This window comes from Pseudomonas sp. D4-21 (assembly GCF_051132125.1).
GTDB lineage: Bacteria > Pseudomonadota > Gammaproteobacteria > Pseudomonadales > Pseudomonadaceae > Aquipseudomonas.
The window spans coordinates 1,037,965-1,057,666 of record NZ_CP071664.1; the positions used below are offsets into that span (position 1 = coordinate 1,037,965).

18 protein-coding genes are annotated in these 19,702 nt (G+C 60.7%); 11 read left to right on the top strand and 7 right to left on the bottom strand.

Annotation, left to right across the window (positions count from 1 at the left end):
* The first annotated feature begins 308 nt into the window (after positions 1-308).
* From J3Q04_RS04555 to J3Q04_RS04570, 4 genes are all read left to right on the top strand, one after another.
* Positions 309-2,102 (top strand): DUF1302 domain-containing protein, encoded by a 1,794-nt coding sequence (locus J3Q04_RS04555; protein WP_420765482.1) that lies wholly within the window; start codon positions 309-311, stop codon positions 2,100-2,102.
* A gap of 22 nt (positions 2,103-2,124) precedes the next feature.
* A complete protein-coding gene (locus J3Q04_RS04560) occupies positions 2,125-3,492 on the top strand; it encodes a DUF1329 domain-containing protein (RefSeq protein ID WP_434607721.1) in 1,368 nt (455 codons plus the stop codon).
* A 145-nt stretch (positions 3,493-3,637) separates the two neighbouring features.
* A complete protein-coding gene (locus J3Q04_RS04565; protein WP_434607719.1) occupies positions 3,638-6,190 on the top strand; it encodes a LuxR C-terminal-related transcriptional regulator in 2,553 nt (850 codons plus the stop codon).
* A gap of 174 nt (positions 6,191-6,364) precedes the next feature.
* Positions 6,365-7,066: a hypothetical protein gene (locus J3Q04_RS04570; RefSeq protein WP_434607717.1), complete on the top strand. Its 702-nt coding sequence runs from the start codon at positions 6,365-6,367 to the stop codon at positions 7,064-7,066.
* On the opposite strand, the gene J3Q04_RS04575 is transcribed toward J3Q04_RS04570, so the two are convergent.
* Entirely contained in the window at positions 7,031-7,852 is an 822-nt protein-coding gene (locus J3Q04_RS04575; RefSeq protein ID WP_434607715.1) for an IclR family transcriptional regulator, read from the bottom strand. The genes J3Q04_RS04570 and J3Q04_RS04575 overlap by 36 nt on opposite strands.
* A 151-nt stretch (positions 7,853-8,003) precedes the next feature.
* On the opposite strand from J3Q04_RS04575, the gene hmgA reads away from it, so the two are divergent.
* The 3 genes from hmgA to maiA are packed head-to-tail and all read left to right on the top strand — an operon-like array spanning position 8,004 to position 11,264.
* On the top strand, positions 8,004-9,308 hold the full coding sequence (gene hmgA / locus J3Q04_RS04580; RefSeq protein WP_434607713.1) for a homogentisate 1,2-dioxygenase: 1,305 nt from the start codon (positions 8,004-8,006) through the stop codon (positions 9,306-9,308).
* A 3-nt stretch (positions 9,309-9,311) separates the two neighbouring features.
* Complete coding sequence (gene fahA / locus J3Q04_RS04585) at positions 9,312-10,616, top strand: fumarylacetoacetase (RefSeq protein WP_434607712.1); 1,305 nt, start codon at positions 9,312-9,314, stop codon at positions 10,614-10,616.
* 9 nt (positions 10,617-10,625) lie between these two features.
* On the top strand, positions 10,626-11,264 hold the full coding sequence (gene maiA, locus J3Q04_RS04590) for a maleylacetoacetate isomerase (RefSeq protein WP_434607710.1): 639 nt from the start codon (positions 10,626-10,628) through the stop codon (positions 11,262-11,264).
* A gap of 125 nt (positions 11,265-11,389) precedes the next feature.
* On the opposite strand, the gene J3Q04_RS04595 is transcribed toward maiA, so the two are convergent.
* Positions 11,390-12,193 (bottom strand): SirB1 family protein, encoded by an 804-nt coding sequence (locus J3Q04_RS04595; protein ID WP_434560581.1) that lies wholly within the window; start codon positions 12,191-12,193, stop codon positions 11,390-11,392.
* Between the two features lie 185 nt (positions 12,194-12,378).
* On the opposite strand from J3Q04_RS04595, the gene J3Q04_RS04600 reads away from it, so the two are divergent.
* A complete protein-coding gene (locus J3Q04_RS04600; RefSeq protein ID WP_434607708.1) occupies positions 12,379-13,398 on the top strand; it encodes a Glu/Leu/Phe/Val dehydrogenase dimerization domain-containing protein in 1,020 nt (339 codons plus the stop codon).
* A 76-nt stretch (positions 13,399-13,474) separates the two neighbouring features.
* Here J3Q04_RS04600 and J3Q04_RS04605 read toward each other — a convergent pair whose 3' ends face one another.
* Complete coding sequence (locus J3Q04_RS04605; RefSeq protein ID WP_003205410.1) at positions 13,475-13,735, bottom strand: YebG family protein; 261 nt, start codon at positions 13,733-13,735, stop codon at positions 13,475-13,477.
* Between the two features lie 291 nt (positions 13,736-14,026).
* Here J3Q04_RS04605 and J3Q04_RS04610 point away from each other — a divergent pair, with 291 nt between their 5' ends.
* Positions 14,027-14,527 carry a phosphate-starvation-inducible protein PsiE gene (locus tag J3Q04_RS04610; protein ID WP_434560577.1) on the top strand — a complete coding sequence of 167 codons (501 nt, stop codon included), beginning with the start codon at positions 14,027-14,029 and terminating at the stop codon, positions 14,525-14,527.
* Here J3Q04_RS04610 and J3Q04_RS04615 read toward each other — a convergent pair.
* Positions 14,524-14,841, bottom strand: coding sequence for a DUF3509 domain-containing protein (locus J3Q04_RS04615; RefSeq protein ID WP_420765471.1), 318 nt, complete (start codon positions 14,839-14,841; stop codon positions 14,524-14,526). The two genes, J3Q04_RS04610 and J3Q04_RS04615, sit on opposite strands and share 4 nt — an antisense overlap.
* Before the next feature lie 507 nt (positions 14,842-15,348).
* Here J3Q04_RS04615 and J3Q04_RS04620 point away from each other — a divergent pair.
* Entirely contained in the window at positions 15,349-15,759 is a 411-nt protein-coding gene (locus J3Q04_RS04620) for an HPF/RaiA family ribosome-associated protein (RefSeq protein ID WP_039591615.1), read from the top strand.
* A 61-nt stretch (positions 15,760-15,820) separates the two neighbouring features.
* On the opposite strand, the gene J3Q04_RS04625 is transcribed toward J3Q04_RS04620, so the two are convergent.
* Positions 15,821-16,696, bottom strand: coding sequence for a helix-turn-helix domain-containing protein (locus J3Q04_RS04625; protein WP_434607705.1), 876 nt, complete (start codon positions 16,694-16,696; stop codon positions 15,821-15,823).
* A 136-nt stretch (positions 16,697-16,832) separates the two neighbouring features.
* On the opposite strand from J3Q04_RS04625, the gene J3Q04_RS04630 reads away from it, so the two are divergent.
* Positions 16,833-17,735 carry a DMT family transporter gene (locus tag J3Q04_RS04630; protein WP_420765469.1) on the top strand — a complete coding sequence of 301 codons (903 nt, stop codon included), beginning with the start codon at positions 16,833-16,835 and terminating at the stop codon, positions 17,733-17,735.
* Positions 17,736-17,779: 44 nt separating this feature from the next.
* Here the strand turns inward: J3Q04_RS04630 and J3Q04_RS04635 are convergent, their stop codons facing one another.
* Entirely contained in the window at positions 17,780-18,751 is a 972-nt protein-coding gene (locus J3Q04_RS04635; RefSeq protein WP_434607702.1) for a 2-hydroxyacid dehydrogenase, read from the bottom strand.
* Positions 18,752-18,951: 200 nt separating this feature from the next.
* Positions 18,952-19,698 (bottom strand): YkgJ family cysteine cluster protein, encoded by a 747-nt coding sequence (locus J3Q04_RS04640; protein WP_434607700.1) that lies wholly within the window; start codon positions 19,696-19,698, stop codon positions 18,952-18,954.
* Positions 19,699-19,702: the final 4 nt, after the last annotated feature.

Consider the following 19,702-nt stretch of genomic DNA (forward strand, 5'->3'; position numbering starts at 1 on the left):
GACGCCAGGCGACTTGTGCTTGCGGGCCCGTTGTCCTGCAAGCCCGGCCAGCATAGTAGGCGCAGGCTGTAGGAAACAGTCCGGTTACGGACATGCACTGTTGCAGTGCGCGCAACAGTTGCGAGCACCATGTTGGTCATGCGCGGCATTGATGACCCATCATCCAGTCCGTTCATGCTTGCCGCATAAGCCGTTCCCGCACGGGCAGTAATCCTTTTGGGGTACAGCGCGAATACCCCCTTGGTGCGCTTATCGCCCAATGCCGGCGGCAGTAGGGTGAAGGCTCTGTCACTCACCGGGGAAGACGCATGACAACAATAACAATGCGCGCCATCTTCAAGCCGCAGGCGCTGGCCGTCGCGGTGGCCTTGGGTTGCTGTGCCCAGGCGCAGGCCGTTTCTTTCAACATTGGCGAGATCGAGGGGCAGTTCGACTCCTCTCTGTCCGTCGGCGCGAGCTGGGGCATGCGCGATGCCGACAAGGATCTGGTCGGTACGGTCAACGGGGGGAGGGGGCAATCCTCCACCGGTGACGATGGGCGACTTAACTTCAAGAAAGGCGAGACCTTCTCGAAAATCTTCAAGGGCTTGCACGACCTGGAACTCAAGTACGGCGACACCGGTGTGTTCGTGCGCGGCAAGTACTGGTACGACTTCGAACTCAAGGATGAAAACCGGGAGTTCAAGGACATCAGCGACAGCAATCGAAAAGAAGGCGCCAAGTCATCGGGCGCGCAGATTCTCGATGCCTTTGTCTATCACAACTATTCCATCGCCGATTTGCCCGGCACCGTGCGCGCCGGCAGGCAGGTGGTCAGCTGGGGTGAAAGTACCTTCATCGGTAACTCCATCAACAGCATCAACCCGGTGGACGTGTCTGCGTTCCGTCGTCCGGGCGCGGAGATCAAGGAAGGCTTGATCCCGGTGAACATGCTGTTTGCTTCCCAGGGCTTGACGGACAAGCTCACTGTCGAAGGTTTCTACCAGATAGAGTGGGACCAGACGGTCGTCGATAACTGCGGTACGTTCTTCGGCAACGATGTGGTGGCGGATGGATGCACCACTGGTTACACCGTAGGCAGCCCGGCGATTGCGCCGTTCGTACCGCTGACCGAGGCATTTGGCCAGGGCATCCAGGTGACCAGCGAAGGGGTTGTGATTCCCCGCGGCGGTGACCGCGATGCGCGGGATTCCGGCCAGTGGGGGACGGCGTTGCGCTGGCTCGGCGATGATACCGAGTACGGCCTGTATTTCATGAATTACCACAGTCGTACGCCTACCGTGGGCACCACTACGGCCGGACTGTCCACGTTGTCCGCGCTGCCCGGCATGATTGCGATAGCCGAGGGGATTGCTCCGGGCAGCGGCGCGGGACTGGCACAAAGCGTAATGCTGGGTCGCGGTGGGTATTATCTTGAATACCCTGAAGACATCCGCCTGTACGGCGCGAGCTTCTCCACCACGCTGCCGACAGGCACTGCGTGGACCGGCGAGATCAGCTATCGCCCCAATGCACCGGTGCAGGTCAACACCAATGACCTGACGCTCGCCTTGGTGAACCCGATCGCCGGTGGCGCCGCGTCCCCCATCGCCACCTCGCCGGGCGCCGACAACACCGGCTACCGCCGCAAGGAAGTCACCCAGCTCCAGAGCACCCTGACCCACTTCTTCGACCAGGTATTGGGCGCCGATCGCCTGACCGTGGTAGGCGAGGCGGCGGTCGTGCATGTCGGTGGTCTCGAGTCGAAAGACGAGCTGCGTTACGGCCGCGACTCGGTCTATGGCCAGTACGGCTTCAACGGTGACACCGATGGATTCGTCACGTCGACGTCCTGGGGCTACCGCGCTCGGGCGATTCTCGACTACTCCAACGTCATCGGCGGGGTCAACTTCAAGCCCAACGTGTCCTGGTCCCACGATGTGGCCGGCTATGGGCCCAACGGCCTGTTCAACGAAGGCGCCAAGGCCGTCAGCGTCGGCGTCGATGCCGATTACCGCAATACCTACACCGCCAGTCTGAGTTACACCGACTTCTTCGGCGGCGATTACAACGTTCTCGAAGACCGCGACTTCCTCGCGCTGAGCTTCGGCGTGAACTTCTGATCTGGCTGACAAGGAAAACCCAATGCGCAAGACGATCCTGCAATGCGGTGCCCTGGCCCTGAGCCTGCTGGCCGTGAACGTGATGGCGGCGGTCTCGCCGGAGGAAGCGAACAAGCTGGGCACCAGCCTTACGCCTCTGGGCGCGGAAAAGGCCGGCAACGCTGACGGCTCGATCCCGGCCTGGACCGGCGGCATTCCGAAAAACGCTGGCGCCGTGGACAGCAAAGGCTTCCTGGCCGATCCGTTCGGCAATGAAAAACCACTGTTCACCATCACCGCCGCGACCGTGGACAAATACAAGGACAAGCTGTCCGACGGCCAGGTCGCGATGTTCAAGCGCTACCCGGAAACCTACAAGATCCCGGTCTACCCGACACATCGCAGTGTCGGCCTGCCGCCGGAGATCTATGAGGCGGCCAAGCGCAGCGCGCTCAATGTGAACGCCATCAACGACGGCAACGGCCTGGCCAACTTCACCGGCAACCGGTATTACGCGTTTCCGATCCCGAAAAACGGCGTGGAAGTGCTGTGGAACCACATCACCCGGTACCACGGCGGTAACCTGCGGCGCGTCATCACCCAGGCCACGCCACAGACCAATGGCAGCTTCACGCCGATCCGCTTCGAAGAAGAGATCGCCGTGCCGTTCCTGATCAAGGACGCCGACCCGGAAAAAGCCAGCAACGTGTTGACCTACTTCAAGCAGGAGGTCACGGCGCCGGCGCGCCTGGCCGGTAACGTGCTGCTGGTACACGAGACGCTCGACCAGGTGAAGGAACCGCGCCTGGCGTGGATCTACAACGCCGGCCAGCGCCGGGTGCGACGTGCCCCGCAGGTGGCCTATGACGGCCCGGGGACGGCCGCCGACGGCTTGCGTACCTCCGACAACTTCGACCTGTTCTCCGGCGCGCCGGACCGCTACGACTGGAAGCTGATCGGCAAGAAGGAAATGTACATCCCGTACAACAGCTACAAGCTCGATTCGCCAAGCCTCAAATACGATGACGTGATCAAGGCCGGCCACATCAACCAGGACCTGACCCGCTACGAATTGCACCGGGTGTGGGAAGTGGTCGGGACGGTCAAGCCCAGCGAGCGGCATATCTACGCCAAGCGTCACATGTACATCGACGAGGACAGCTGGCAAGCGGCGCTGGTGGACCATTACGACGGTCGCGGCCAGTTGTGGCGCGTGGCAGAGGGGCATGCCCAGTTCTACTACGACCATCAGAACCCGGGCTACACCCTCGAGGCGCTCTACGACATCATCGCCGGCCGCTACATCGCGCTGGGCATGAAGAACGAAGAGAAACACGCCTACGTATATGGGTTCGAGGCTCGGGCGGCTGACTATACCCCGGCGGCGTTGCGTTCGAGTGGGGTCCGGTAAGCCTACTGGCGGGACAGCGAAAGGAAGACCGGCAACCGAGTTGCCGGTCTTTTTTTTATGGCCGCCAATCAGCGCGCTGAATACTTCTCCTAAGGTGGTCGACACCGGTCTAGGGTGAAGGAACAACAATAAAAGGGACCTCGCAATGACCGCCATGACCCCGTGTCCGGACCGTCCAGGGCTGCTGCCTCGCCTGTCTTCGACACACGTGCCGCGCAGGTCGTTGAGCGAGCCCCTGTTGGCTTCCGAGGCGCGGGTAAAACTGCTTTGCGCACCGGCGGGAAGTGGCAAGAGCGCATTGTTCGCCGAGTGTTTCCTGCAAGCGCCCGCGGGGTGCCGCTTGCATTGGCTACCCTTGGCGGGCGCGGTGATGGACGCCGCGCAACTGTGCGAATGCCTGGCGCAAGCCCTCGGGCTGCCGGTGACGGATGAGACAAGCCTGTTGGCTCATCTGGCGCGTTTGCAAATCCCGACGTGGCTGTTCCTGGACGATTATTGCCGCACGCCCAATCCTGAGCTGGACCTGTTGCTTGACCGTTTGTTGAACACCAGCAGCCCGGCATTGCACCTGTGGTTGAATGGACGCCGTCGTCCCCATTGCAACTGGCCACGCTTGTTGCTCGATGACGAATTGTATGAAGTCGACGCCCCGGCCCTCGCGTTTTCTTGCGACGATATCCAGCAACTGCTGGCGCATCTGCCCGGCCCGCTGGCAGCGCGCACGGCCCGGGAAGTGATACAGCGTAGCGGCGGCTGGTGTGCCGGCGTGCGCATCACTTTGCTCGAACGCTGTGAATGGGCACGCCGGCACGCAACGCCGGGGCGGCCCGGCACTTTGCTGGATTACCTTGAATACGAACTGTTCGGTACGTTGACCCCGGAGTTGGCCCAGGCCTGGCGCGTGCTGGCGCACCTGCCGCGCTTCAACGGGCAGCTTTGCGCCCATCTTTTCGGCGATACGGTGGGCGCCGAATGCCTTCCGTTGCTGCTGGACCTGGGATGCTTTATCGGACCCTGGGAGCAGTCATCGGATTGGCTGCGGATTTTCCCGCCCCTGGCGCGATTGGTGCGTGAGGAGCCCTGGCCACAAGGCCGCTCCTGGCATCGACGAGCCTGCCAGTGGTTTGCGGCCGAGCAGGACTGGCCGATGGCATTCGAACAGGCCATGCAAGCCGGGGAATTCGAGACCGCCGTCAGTCTCCTGCAACACTTGCATTTCGAACATGTCCTGCAAGGCAGCAATGCCCAATTGCTGCTAGCCCTGCATGATCAGCAGGGCGAAGCGCTGTCGCTCGGAACCGCGCAATCGGTCGGGGTGATCACGACCGCCTTGCTCTTCGCCGGACGCTTCGACCAGGCTGAAGGCTGTATCGAACAGCTGACCAGGTTCCTGCCCCAACCGCTGGCTTGTCAGCAGCGAGAGCTGATTGCCCGCTGGCAGGTCTTGCGTGGTTGGTTGTTGCACTTGCGCGGAGACGGCGAACAGGCGCGCGAACATTTTTTCCAGGCCCAGGCCGGCCTGGACCCGGAGGCTTGGGCCCTCAAGGTGCTGTGCCTGATTGGCCAGACACAACAGGCGCTGCTTCAAGGTGAATTGGCGCTGGCGCAGGCGATCAATCGCCAGGCGCTATGTGTCGCGCGCGCCGGGGGCTCGCTGGTGTTCGAAGGGCTATTGGAGTTGGACCACGCGCAAATCCTGGAGCAGCGCGGCGCGCCTCACCGGGCCGACCACTTGTTGGGCGCTGTTCAGGCGTTGCTCGATAAACCAGGGCAGGATTTCTCTGCGTTGCTGGGACGTATCGCCTTGCGGCGGGGACGCCTGGCGTTGCGCATGGGGCTTGAGGAGCAGGCTGGCGAGCATTTTCAGGCAGGGCTCGAAGCCGGCTTGCGCAGCCAGGACAAGCAAGTGCTCTATGGCTTTCTCGGCAAGGCAAGCCTGGCCGCCAACCAGGGCGACTATGGCGAAGCCTTCATGCAGCTTCGCGACGCCGAACGGATCATGCAACAGCGGCACATCCCCGAGACGGTATACCGTGGTGTACTGCTGCAAGTCAGCTGTCAATTCTGGCTGCAGCAGGGGCGCCCGGAACTGGCCCATGAAGTCTTGACCCGAGTGTTGCGGCATTTTCGCGGACCGCAGGCCAAGCACGCGCCGCCAGCGACCCTGGAGTTGATTCCGCGCCTCGAATACTTGCTGGTGCTGACCGAAGTCTATCTGCACCGGGCGCAGGAACCACAGGCCCGGCTCCGGGAAATGATCGCCCAGGCGCAACGTTGCGAAATGCATGGGTTGGAGACCGAACTGGTACTGGTATTGGCGGAAGTCGTCTGGCTGTCGGCCGATCGCTCCCAGGCGCGTGCTCTCATGCAAGAAGGGCTTGAGCGGGTTGCCTGCTGGCGGGCGCAACAAGCCTTGCGCGAGCTGTGCCTGCGTCAACCGGATCTGGTGCGCGCCGCCCAATCCGGTGAACAACTCGAACCGCCACCCACGGTGCCCGAGGAAACCGTGCTCAGCCACCGTGAGTTGGAAGTGCTCGAGTTAATTGCACAGGGTTATTCTAACCAACAGATCGCCGAACAACTGTTCATCTCATTGCACACAGTAAAAACCCATTCGCGTCGCATCCACAGCAAGCTGGGCGTGCAACGACGTACACAAGCTGTCGCCAAAGCCAAGGTCTTGGGCGTGATGAGTTAAATAAAGAACTTACGCCCGCTTACATATCATCGGGGAAAGGTCGAAGCGTGTTGGTGTATAAGTTCCGGGCTGAAGTTGGTTCGACTGAAGTTCATCTGCCCCGGCACCGTAACGAGTGTCGTCAATTCAAGAATCGAACAGGAAGTTTGATTCGATACAGAACAAGGAAGTTTTATGTACGCTCCATTGTTTGCTTCACATTCGCAAAGGCTCGTCGCCCTCAAGAAAACGCGAGTGGACTTCGCTGTGCAGGTGTTATTGGGAGAGGCCCTGGAAGGGCTGGAAGTCAATCCCCACAACAATTATTTGAACACGCTGACTGATGTTTCTGGCGCCGAGGTGGTTTCTTCCGTCACCTTGTTTGATGAAGCGCTGGCTTGCGTTGAAAAACAACTTGCCCCTCACTACACCCAAGGTGTTAGTGAAGTCTTCAGCAAGCGTTATTCTTTCGCCGCTGAGGATCGGATCAAGGGATTGGACGTGATCGGCTTTGAGAGGATCGTCATCGATATCGTCTCCAGCCTGACTGACGGTCCCTCGATGGATCTATCCCGGCCTGGCCTGAAGTCACTCGCCGTTGCGGACCTTGAGTCGATCCTGAAGGACCACCTGCCAGGCATCGACCTGAATGAAACCTATGTCACCGGTTTTGCGCCCGACGGTCTGGGCGGCCGGGTGATAACCTCATCGCAGAAGTTGGCGGACTATCTCTTGGCTCACTTCGATGATGACAATATTCCCTTTCATGCCAAGGGCGACCATCAGGCCGTGTACACGGTGGCCTTCAGCGGGGAAGCCAGGCATGCTCATCCGCAGCTGACCACTGGCCACCTCAACGACCTACTGATCCGGATCGTGCCGCACTTGCTGGGCTGATCCCGGGGCGCCCTCGTAGCCCATGCGCCAGCTCACGGCCCGGGTCGCCGCCAACAGGCGCTGCGCCGCCGGGCCGTTCTCATCGGCGTGGAACAGCGATGTCGGGCCGACAATCGTGATCACCGCCGCGACGTCGCCCATGGCGTTGAACACGGGTGCGGACAACGCATCCACTCCGGGCATCAGCAAACCATGCACATGATGCAGGCCACGATTGCGGATGTGTTCGCACAGCGTTGCATAGGCCTGCTCGTCGGCCAGGGCATGGCCGTCGGTGGCGCGTACTTCCTGGTCGCGCAACTCGATGGTCTCGCGCTCCGGCAGATAGGCACTGAAAACCAGCCCGGTGGATGAGCTGAGCAAAGGGAGTACCGAGCCCAGTTGCGTCACCACGGTCACGGCCCGCACGGCGGGCTCGATTCGCACCACCGTTGCACCGTGGTTACCCCATACCGCCAGGAAACAGGTTTCGTTCAAGTCATCGCGCAACTCGGCCAAGGGCAGGGCGGCCACCTGCAATACATCCATGCCATTCAACGCCGCCAAGCCCACGCGCAAGGCCTCGCGACCCAGGCCGTAGTGATTGGTGGCTGTGTTCTGTTCGGCAAATCCGCTGGCGATCAACGCCTGAAGATAACGATGGACCTTGCTGGCGGGCATTTGCACGTGTTCGGCCAGGCGCGACAGCGACGTGGACGGCGACAGCTCGGCCAAGGCCTTGAGGATATCGGTGCCGACCTCAGCGGAGCGGACTTTCTGTTTACCGTTGCCGGGCAGGTTTTCCATGGAGGTTCGGGTCCGTAGGGCGAATGGGCGTCTTTATAGCTTGACGGTCGTCGCCGAGCAAATTACGTTGTGCGTAATTTGATTACGATAAAAACAACCCGGTACGCCTCAAGTTTTTCATTGAGTGACGGGCCGCATCTCAGGAGGCTCCATGAACCTCGATTCCACGCCGTCGGACGTGCTTTATCAGTCTGGCTTCGGTAACGAATTTTCCAGCGAAGCGCTGCCTGGCGCCTTGCCGGTTGGCCAGAACTCGCCGCAAAAAGCGCCGTACGGGCTGTATGCCGAATTGTTTTCCGGTACCGCCTTCACCATGGCCCGCAGCGAAGCGCGGCGAACCTGGATGTACCGCATCCGGCCATCGGCCAACCATCCGGCCTTTACCAGGCTGGAACATCAGCTGGTCGGCGGCCCGCTGGGCGAGGTCACGCCGAATCGCCTGCGCTGGAGCCCCCTCGAAATTCCCGGCGAACCGACCGATTTCATCGACGGCCTGGTGCGCATGGCCGCCAACGCTGGCGCGGACAAACCGGCTGGCATCAGTATTTATCACTACCGGGCCAACCGTTCCATGGAGCGGGTTTTCTTCAATGCCGACGGCGAATGGCTGGTCGTGCCGCAATCAGGGCGGTTGCGGATTGCCACCGAGTTGGGCGTGCTGGAACTGGCGCCCTTGGAAATCGCCGTGTTGCCCCGTGGCTTGAAATTCCGCATCGAATTGCTCGACGCCCAGGCTCGCGGTTATATCGCCGAAAACCATGGCGCGCCGTTGCGCCTGCCGGACCTGGGGCCCATCGGCAGCAATGGCCTGGCTAACCCGAGGGATTTCCTGTCGCCGGTCGCTCAATACGAAAATCTCGCCCAACCCACTACGTTGATCCAGAAATTTCTCGGGGAGCTGTGGACCTGCGAACTGGACCATTCGCCGTTGGACGTGGTGGCCTGGCATGGCAACAACGTGCCATATAAATATGATCTACGCCGTTTCAACACTATCGGCACGGTCAGCTTCGACCATCCGGACCCGTCGATTTTTACCGTGCTGACGTCGCCCACCAGCGTCCATGGCTTGGCAAATCTCGATTTCGTGATTTTCCCGCCGCGCTGGATGGTGGCCGAGAATACCTTCCGTCCACCTTGGTTCCACCGCAATCTGATGAATGAATTCATGGGGCTGATCCAGGGCGCCTACGATGCCAAGGCTGAAGGTTTCCTGCCGGGAGGCGCGTCGCTGCACAGCTGCATGAGCGCCCATGGTCCCGACGGCGAAACTTGCACCAAGGCCATCAATGCCGAACTCAAACCGGCAAAAATCGACAACACCATGGCGTTCATGTTCGAGACCAGCCAAGTGCTGCGCCCGAGCCGTTTCGCCTTGGACTGCCCACAATTGCAAACGGACTACGATGCCTGCTGGGCCTCGTTGCCGGTCACCTTTGACCCGACCCGGAGATAATCCATGACTCAAGTTTCATCCACCCGTAGCTGGGTCGACTCCGCCAACGGCCATGCCGACTTTCCCTTGCAGAACTTGCCGCTGGGTATTTTCAGTCCGGCTGGCGAATCCCCGCGCAGCGGCGTTGCCATCGGCGATCGGATTTTCGACTTGCAGGCGGCGCTGCAAGCAGGCCTGTTCGACGGCGCTGCGGGCGAAGCCATCCGGGCGATGGAAGACGGCCAGTTGAATGCGTTCTTCGACCTCGGCCGTGGCGCCCGCGTTGCCTTGCGTGAACAGTTGCTGGAGTTGCTGCGCGAGGGCAGCCCTCGGCGGGACGAGATCGTGGCCCAGGGTGAAAAGCTGCTGCCACTGGCAGCGAACTGCCAAATGCACCTGCCGGCGAAAATCAACGACTACACGGATTTCTACGTCGGCATTGAGCACGCGCAAAATGTCGGCAAGCTATTTCGGCCGGACAATCCGCTGCTGCCTAACTACAAATACGTTCCCATCGGTTACCACGGACGTGCCTCGACGGTCCGGCCGTCGGGCACCGATGTACGCCGCCCGAAGGGCCAGACCTTGCCGGCTGGGCAGGCCGAGCCAACGTTCGGCCCCTGCGCGCGGTTGGACTACGAGCTGGAACTGGGGATCTGGATCGGCAAAGGCAACGCCCTTGGCGAGCCGATCGCCATCGGCGACGCGGCCGAGCACATTGCCGGTTTCTGCCTGCTCAACGATTGGTCGGCCCGGGATATCCAGGCCTGGGAATACCAGCCACTGGGGCCGTTCCTGTCGAAGAGCTTCCTGACCAGTGTCTCGCCATGGGTCGTGACCGCCGAAGCCCTCGAACCGTTCCGCCGTCCGCAGCCAACGCGTCCCGAGGGCGATCCGCAACCGTTGCCGTACTTGCTGGACAAACGTGACCAGGCTGAAGGGGCATTCGACATCGAGTTGGAAGTGCTGCTGCTGACCGAAGCCATGCGTGAGCAGAACCTGCCGGCTCATCGACTGACCCTGAGCAATACCCAATACATGTACTGGACGGTCGCGCAAATGGTTGCGCACCACAGCGTCAACGGCTGCCAGTTGCAAGCGGGCGATCTGTTTGGCTCGGGTACGCTGTCGGGACCGCAAAGCGGTCAGTTTGGCAGCCTGCTGGAAATCACCGAGGGCGGGAAGAAGCCGATCGAACTGGCATCTGGCGAAGTCCGCAAGTTCCTGGAAGATGGCGATGAAATCATCCTGCGCGCCCGTTGCAGCCGCGAGGGCGTCGCGTCCATCGGCTTCGGCGAGTGCCGCGGCAAGATCCTGTCGGCACGGTGAGGCATGGGAATGGAACTCTATACGTATTACCGTTCCACTTCGTCCTACCGGGTGCGTATTGCCTTGGCGCTCAAGGGCCTGGATTACCAGGCCCTGCCCGTCAACCTGATCGCCGCGCCGGGGGGCGAGCATCGCCAGCCGGCGTACCTGGCAATCAATCCACAGGGGCGGGTACCGGCGCTGCGCACCGATGAGGGGGCGCTGCTGGTGCAATCGCCGGCCATCATCGAATACCTGGAGGAACGTTATCCACAGGTGCCGCTGTTCAGCGGCGACCTTGCGACCCGCGCCCATGAACGTGGCGTCGCGGCGCTGATCGGTTGCGATATCCATCCCCTGCACAACGTCAGCGTGCTCAACAAGCTGCGCAAATGGGGACACGATGAAATGCAGGTGACTGAGTGGATCGCGGACTGGATCAGCCAGGGGCTGACGGCGGTGGAGCAATTGATTGGTGACAACGGCTACTGTTTCGGCGAATTGCCTGGCGTGGCGGATGTGTACCTGATCCCGCAGCTGTACGCCGCCGAGCGGTTCAATGTTTCATTGCAAGCCTACCCGCGGATCCGCCGTATCGCGGCGTTGGCGGCTGGGCATGAGGCCTTTACGCGGGCGCATCCGGCGAACCAGCCCGATACCCCTGCCTGATTTGGCATAAGGCGGCCTATCGCCGTCGCGAGCAAGCTCGCTCCCACACAGGGCACGCCAGACCCAAGCCCTTCGTGGGAGCTCGCTATGGCGATACAACAATCATCAAGATTCAAAAAGCCCGTTCAATGCACAATCGAATTGGGCGGCAGATGCCCCAGTCGCTCGGTCAAGCGCAGCCGTTGAATTGGATCTTCACTGAGCATCAAGGCATGCTCAAGGTCAAAACGTTCGGCGTTGGGGCAGTCGAGCCGTTGATAGAGGCTGGCGCGCGCCAGGTAGTCGGCGGCGTTGGCGTTGCCCATTTCCAAGACGCGTTCGGCGTCGATCAGTGCCGCAATGTAATCATCATTGGCCAGATGCAATTGCCGCAGGTTGCGCGACAACCGTTGCAGCATTTGCATCGGCTCGGCATTGATCAGATGTTCAGCCTTGAGCTGCAGGTTCGGGCCATATTGGCGTTGCAGTAATTCCCGGCAATCGTTGGGGTACAACCGACGGCCACCGCATGGGTCGAGCAGATGATCGGCGCCGGGCACCCGCAACAGGAAATGGCCGGGAAAGTTGACGCCCGCCAGCGGGATTTCCAAGCCGCGAGCCAGTTCCAAGGCTATCAGGCCCAGGGCTAGCGGCTGGCCATGCTTGCGCGCCAGGACCTTGTCCAGCAACGCCGCGCGAGGGCGTAGCGGGGCGGAGTCGTCCTGTGCGAAACCCAGGTCATTGAGGCGTCGAAGCAACGGTTGGCCCAGTTCGCTGGCCGGCAGCATGGGCAGGCCATGGCTGACGTGCCGTTGCAGCTCCTGAAACACCTGCAGCAACGCCGGTACGTCCACTTCTCGATCGTGTTCGGCGGCAATCCATAGCGCGGCTTCGAACAACGCCGGTGGGGAACGGTGCAGACAGTCAAAAAAGGCTTGGCGCGGCTTCATCACAGTCTCCGGACTATGCCTCGTTTTAGCTCTGCCGTGGCTTTTCGTCCAGTCTCGCAAATACGCAGTAACAGGTTATGCCTAAAAAGCTGCGCGACACTTGGGCTTATTCCGGCGTGCTCCAGCAAATTTCGACCGCGCGCCTATACTGGCGAAACAGACAAAAGTGATTCGGGAGCCTGTCGATGTTTGCTCTCATGCAAAGCTCCCGCCTTGAATCGCTGCACTTGAGCGTAGACCCGGCAAGCGGGTTGAAGGCGGTGATTGCCATTCATTGCAGCCGACCGGGGCCTGCCCTGGGTGGCTGTCGTTATCTTTCCTACCCCGACGACGAAAGTGCCGTGGCGGATGCGGTGCGCCTGGCCCAAGGCATGAGCTATAAAGCCGCCTTGGCTGGTTTGCCGGTGGGTGGGGGAGTGGCGGTCATCATGCGTCCGGCGCATGTCGACAGCCGGGCCGCACTGTTCGAAGCCTTCGGGCGCTGCATCGAGCAGTTGGACGGACGCTACATCACCGCCATCGACAGCGGCACGTCCGTGGCCGACATGGATTGTATTGCCCAGCAGACCCGTCATGTCACTAGCACCACCGCCGCGGGAGACCCGGCGCCCCACGCGGCGATGGGCGTTTTCGCCGGCATCCGTGCCACGGCCATGGCCCGCCTGGGCAGCGATAACCTGGAGAGCCTGCGGGTTGCCATCCAGGGCCTGGGCAATGTCGGTTATGCCCTGGCCGAACAACTGCACGCAGCGGGCGCGGAATTGCTGGTCAGCGACATCGATCCCGGCAAGGTCCAATTGGCAATGGAACAATTGGGCGCCCATCCCATTGCCAACGATGCCTTGCTCAGTACCCCTTGCGACATCCTGGCGCCGTGCGGTCTCGGCGGCGTGTTGAACAGCCACAGCGTGGCGCAACTGCGCTGCTCGGCGGTGGCGGGCTCGGCTCATAATCAATTGAGCAATCTGCAAGTCGCTGATCAGCTGGAAAGGCGCGGGATCCTTTATGCCCCGGACTACGTCATCAACTCAGGCGGCCTGATCTACGTCGCCCTGAAGCACCGCGGTGAAGAATTGCCAACCATCACCGCGCACCTGTCGAAGATCGGTGCGCGGCTCACGGAAGTCTACGCCCACGCCCAGGCGGAAAAACGCTCGCCGGCCCGAGTGGCCGACGAATTGGCGGAGCGTTTGTTGTACCGATAAAAAAAGATCGCAGCCTTCGACAGCGTGTGCATGGAATATCTAATGCACGCGCTGTCGAAGGCTGCGATCTGTTGGTTCATTCGTCCGACGGATTGAGCAATTCGGACAGGGCGTCCGGCTGGCTCTTGAATGCCTTAGCGAATACATCGCGATTCTTCGCCATGTAGATTCCTGCTTCCTCCACCTGTTGCTCGCTCAGCGATGGAACGGCTTTTTGCAACACCTCGGCCAGCAATTCAGCGAGCTCCAGCATTTTGTCATGACGGTCAGCTTCGGCTTTATCCATGAACAAGCGCTCCAGATCTCGGCTGCTGCGGTATACCACTTCGACGGCCATTCACCACCTCACATGCCTTCACATTGGTTTGTCTGTGTGACTACTGTATTTATATACAGGGCAAAGAATAAGCGAATCCTTTCCCTTTGGGTAGTGGCTTTTTAATGTAGACCGGTTTCCAGACTTGTCGCGCACGCCATGTTGGTGCTCGGCATGGCCGATTCAGGTCGGCACGTGTCGAATACCAGCCCATCGCCATCTCATCTCTGACAATGGCCTTTTTTCTGCATGCAGAAAACCGTCACGTCCATCCCGCATCATCCGGTCGAGTCGACCTAAGGAAACTACATCGTGAAAATCAACTGGGCCGAGAACCTGCGCCAGAACGTGCATCAACTGGCCGAATCCCTGGGCAACCTGTTCGTCGAGACGTTCCATTACCTGGCGTTGTTCGCCATCGGTGCGGTGACCGCCTGGGCGGCGGTGATGGAGTTTATGCAGATGATCGAGGTGGGGCACATCAAGATCGACGATATCTTGCTGTTGTTCATCTATCTGGAACTGGGGGCAATGGTCGGGATTTACTTCAAGACCAACCACATGCCGGTGCGTTTCCTGATCTACGTGGCAATCACCGCGCTGACGCGACTGTTGATTTCCAACGTCTCCCACCACAGCCCGCCGGACCTGGGAATCATCTACCTGTGCGGCGGCATTTTGTTGCTGGCGTTTGCGATTCTGGTGGTGCGCTACGCCTCGTCGCAGTTTCCGTCGGTAAAGATCGAACATCCGCACCGCAAGATCGGTGCGGGTTCCAGCGAGCATTCGGAGGTTGAGAAAGGCGAGATCTAAACGCCGACAGCGGAGGGTGCCGGGCCTTGTGATTGCGGTGGTGGCACCTTGATGTTGTCGCCGCCGGTCATGGCCTCGAGAATCGCTACGGCACTATGGCCCTGTTCGATGGCAATGCCGAACTGGATGCTTTGCACCAGGCGTCGAAGCCGTTCCGGATCGTTGCGTTGCTGGGCGCTGATCATGCGCTTGGCGACGATGCGCCCGCCCTTGGACAGGGTCAGCATGATGCTGCCATCCAGGCCCTGGATGCTCAAGTTGATTTGGTATTGCGGCGCGAAGGCGTCCGTAATGATCTGAAAAGGATTGTCCATGATGCGTCACCGCCTGATTGAACGTGCAGTTGTTGACCGGCCTTGATCGGGATTAGTTCGCAACACCGGACCGTCGGCCATTCCATGTTCGTGTTCATCCAGCAATCGAGGGGCCGGGCAGGCGATGGATCGGTAGATCCCTGCCTGCGGCAGCTCCGCCATGAAGTTTGCAAGGCGCATGCCGGAATAACTTCGGACCAATGAGCCGGGGGGCGGGCTGGCGAATGCTCTGCGATGCAGGTCTGGGCGTAGCCCTTTTCAGGGCAACGAGGGGCGGATGTTCCCTTGCGGTGCAGGCTAAAGAGAGGATTGTCGGGAGGGATGCGTGGCGAGGCAACTCCCGACATTAACAGCGCTTCTGGCGATTGTCCGGCTTTATTTGCAAATGAATATTTATCTTTTTTTGGGGCTTGAATTGTTCCGCTGCCAGCCCGACTCTGTATTCAAGGGGCCGTTGCGCTAACGTCGATGGGCCCCTGGCGAGCTAGCCGAAATAAGGGATGAACTATGCAAATCCAAGTCAACAGCGATAACCATATTCAAAGCAGCATCCGACTGGAGGAGTGGGTACGTACTACCATTGAAAGCACGCTCGAACGTTACGAAGAAGACCTGACACGGGTCGAGGTTCATTTGGGGGATGAGAACGGCGACAAGCCTGGTCCCCACGATTTGCGATGCCAGCTTGAAGCCCGGCCAAAAGGCCATCAGCCAATTTCGGTGACACACAAGGCTGAATCGCTGGAACTTGCCATCGAAGGTGCTGCCACCAAGCTGGAACATAAGCTGGAGCATCTGTTCGGAAAATTACGCGGCAAGCGTGGCGCCAGCAATGGCCAGACAGAATCGATTGCCCTGGCCGATGCAATGCTGGAGGAAGAATTCCTGGAAAACGAACGAGCCGCGCTCAACGGCTGATCCTTCCGTCTATCGAGACGTCTGACTGAAAACGGGCCTGCAATCGCAGGCCCGTTTACGTTCAGCGCAAAAATGCCTGCCGATATTCTCCGGGCGTCGCGCCCAGGGACTGGCGAAAGCGATTGGCGAAATGACTCGCGCTGGCGAATCCGCAGGCCAGCGCCACGTCGCCCAACGGCTGTGGGGTGGTGCGCAGCAGGTATCGCGCCCGTGAAAGGCGCCGCGCCAGCAGATACTGATGGGGCGGGAGCCCGAAGCTCTCGCGAAACATCCTGGCGAAATGGTATTCGGACAAGGCACACAGGGCTGCCAGTTGCCCAAGGCTGACGGCCTCGCCCAGATGACTGTCGATGTAGTCCACTAGCAGACGCCGTTGATGAGGCGCCAACCCTCCCTTCAAGCGCAGCCCCTGGCGCGGGCTCACCTGACTGAGCAGCAGATGACCGAGCAGGTCGTGGGCCAGGCTGGTGCAGAGCAGGCGTTCGGCGGGCTCTTCCCAGTTCAGTCTGATCAACTGATGAAAGCGCCGCGCTTGCTGTGGGTCGTCAAGGAAGGTCGCCTCGTGCAACTGCACCTGCCGGGGTTCGCGGTCGAGCAAAGTGACGCAACCGACGGCAAATTGTTCGGAACTGAAATACAGATGGGCAAGACGGATATCGCCATTGATGACCCACGCCGACTCATGGCCGGCCGGCAAGACGCAGAGCTTGCCCGGCGCCCCGGTGGTATCGGGCCGCTCGCGACGAAACGTACCGGTGCCACCGGCGATGTAGCATGACAGCGTATGGTGAGTCGGCGCCTCGTAATCCCGGGCGTCGTGATGATTGCTCCACAAGGCAGCCGCCATGCCGTCACCGAGCTCGGCGCTGTGCTCGAGGCGAGCATTGGGCGAGCTGTTGAGGGCTTGGAAGACTTGTAGGGTTTGCAGCGTGGCCATGATCGGTTCTCCAACGCTTGCATCCTACTCTGTCGAAAGCCCGGTGCCAGCCCGTCACCGGTAAAAACCGCAAGTTTGCGCAAGCGCGGGGCAGGTGTCGGCATGACACTGGAGGCCAATGCCAGGAGTTACCGTCATGAACCTTTCGTTGTATCTGCTCACCGTGCTCATATGGGGCACTACCTGGATCGCCCTGAAGTTGCAGCTAGGCGTCGTTGCCATCCCTGTGTCGATTGTCTACCGCTTCGGTCTTGCAGCGCTGATCCTGTTTGTAATGCTGTTGCTCAGCCGGCGCCTGCAAGTGATGAACCGGCGCGGCCACCTGATTTGCGTTGCGCAGGGGCTGTGCCTGTTCTGCGTCAACTTCATGTGTTTCCTCACCGCGAGCCAGTGGATTCCCAGTGGGCTGATCGCCGTGGTGTTCTCCACCGCAACCCTCTGGAACGCTCTGAATGCCCGGGTGTTCTTCGGCCAGCGGATCGCCCGTAATGTCTTGCTGGGCGGAGCCTTGGGATTGTTGGGATTGGGGCTGCTGTTCTGGCCGGAACTGGCTGGCCACAGCGCAAGCCCGCAGACGTTGCTAGGGTTGGGGTTGGCGCTGCTGGGCACCTTGTGTTTCTCGGCGGGCAACATGCTTTCGAGCCTGCAACAGAAGGCCGGCCTCAAGCCGTTGACCACCAATGCATGGGGCATGGCGTATGGGGCGACGATGCTGGCGGTATGGTGCCTGTTCAACGGCATACCATTCGACATGGAATGGAACGTGCGATATGTCGGCTCGCTGCTGTACCTGGTGATCCCGGGCTCGGTCATCGGTTTTACCGCCTACCTGACCTTGGTCGGCCGCATGGGGCCAGAGCGAGCAGCGTATTGCACGGTCCTGTTCCCGGTGGTGGCGCTGAACGTCTCGGCATTCGCCGAAGGCTATCAATGGACGGCGCCAGCGCTGGTTGGGCTGCTGTTCGTGATGCTGGGCAATGTGCTGGTGTTTCGCAAAGTGCGCCCGGTCGCTATGAAGGTTGCCTTGGGTGCCCGCTGAGCGGGCAAGGATGCAGGCCCGCTGGGGCGGGCCTGGGAGTGTGTTTATTTCCAGCTTTGCGGGTTGACCAGGTTCGCCGGTCGATCGCCCATCAAGGCGCTGCGCAAGTTTTCCACAGCGAGATTGGCCATGGCCTCACGGGTTTCGTGAGTAGCCGAGCCGATATGGGGCAAAGTCACCGCATTCTTCAACTGGAACAGCGGCGAAGCGGCCAGTGGCTCTTTTTCATAGACATCCAGCCCGGCGCCGCGAATGCGGTTGTTCTGCAAGGCTTCGATCAACGCCGGCTCGTCCACCACGGGGCCCCGGGAGATGTTGACCAGGATAGCGCTCGGTTTCATCAGGGCCAGCTCGCGTTGGCCTATCAGGTGACGGGTCTTCTCGCTCAAGGGCACCACGAGGCAGACGAAGTCCGCTTCGGCCAGCAACTGGTCCAGGGAGCGGAATTGCGCGCCCAGCTGATTTTCCAGATCAACCTTGCGGCTGTTCCCGCTGTACAGGATTGGCATGTTGAAGCCCAGTCGACCACGCCGGGCGATGGCCGCGCCAATGTTGCCCATGCCGACGATGCCCAGAGTCTTGCCGTGCACATCGCTGCCGAACAGCTGCGGCCCGACTGACGCCTGCCACTGTCCGGCCTTGGTCCAGGCGTCCAGTTCAGCGACGCGGCGGGCGCTGCTCATCAGCAGGGCGAAGGCCAGGTCGGCCGTGCTTTCAGTGAGCACGTCGGGGGTATTGGTGAGCATGATCCCGCGTTCGTTGAAATACGCCAGGTCATAATTGTCGTAACCCACCGACACGCTGGAAACCACTTCCAGTTTCGTCGCGTTCTGCAGTTGCTCGCGGCCAAGCTTGCGACCGACACCGATCAGTCCGTGGACGTGGGGCAGGGCTTCGTTGAACTGCGCGTTGATGTCGCCGTTCGCTGGGTTGGGCACGATCACGTCGAAGTCCTGTCGCAGGCGCTCGATCATGGGAGGCGTGATACGGCTGAAGGCAAGTACGGTTTTTTTCATCGTGCAAGGCTCTCTGCGTGGGATACCAAGCACGCTAACATTCTTGGCGCGGGTTAGGCGAGAGGCGGGGAGTAATCGCAGCAGCGCAAGTCCTTTATGGGGGCGAGCTTGCTCGCGATAGCGGTGCATCAGGCACCGGGAGCTTGGCAAAGATATCGCCATCGCGAGCAAGCTCGCTCCCACTGGTAGTCTCTACGAAATCAGGCGGCCCGCAGGGAAATGAAGGCGTAATTGGCCGGTGCCTCGGTGACCACGCTTGCGCCACTGGCCGTGACCTGGCTGGCGATATCATCTCCCGACAAGTGGAACTGCCACTCGGCTTGCTGCTCCAGTGGCTGCAAACGGGCCTGGTCGATAGCCACGGCAAAGGCCGCCATGTCCGGCAGATACGCGGTAAACCCGTCGCCTTTCAGCGCAGTAGTGTGGATGCCCAGGGACGCGCATATGCGCGCCTTGGTGCCGACTTCGTCACGATCGGCCTGGCGTGAACGAGCGATCAGCCCGGCCAGTTCCGGGTCAACCAGCTCCCCACCGATGATTAACTTCGGGCCCGTTTCCCACGACTCCGGCGGGCAATCCTTGGCGGCGGGATTGAGCGGGATATGCGGGTTGATTTCCATGGGATAGATACGACACACCAGGGGGCGGCGTTCGTAGATACGGCAAAGATTGTCGGCGTCCAGGTTATGGCAGGGGCCGGCGTTATAAGCGGCGAAGGTGATCGCCACCATGGCTTCGCTCGTGCCACTGCGCACGACGGTGGAACGGCGTTCGGCATGTTCGCGTTGAGCCACCGGCAAGCCGAGGCCATTGGGCAGGAAGGCCTCGGCCAGGACGATCACCTGGCCGCCATCATTGGCCCACATCCGCGCCTCGTCGAGGGTCAGGGGGACGTGGTGACCGGTGCAGCATTTACCACACCCTACACAGGAAAACGTTGTGTTCATTGAC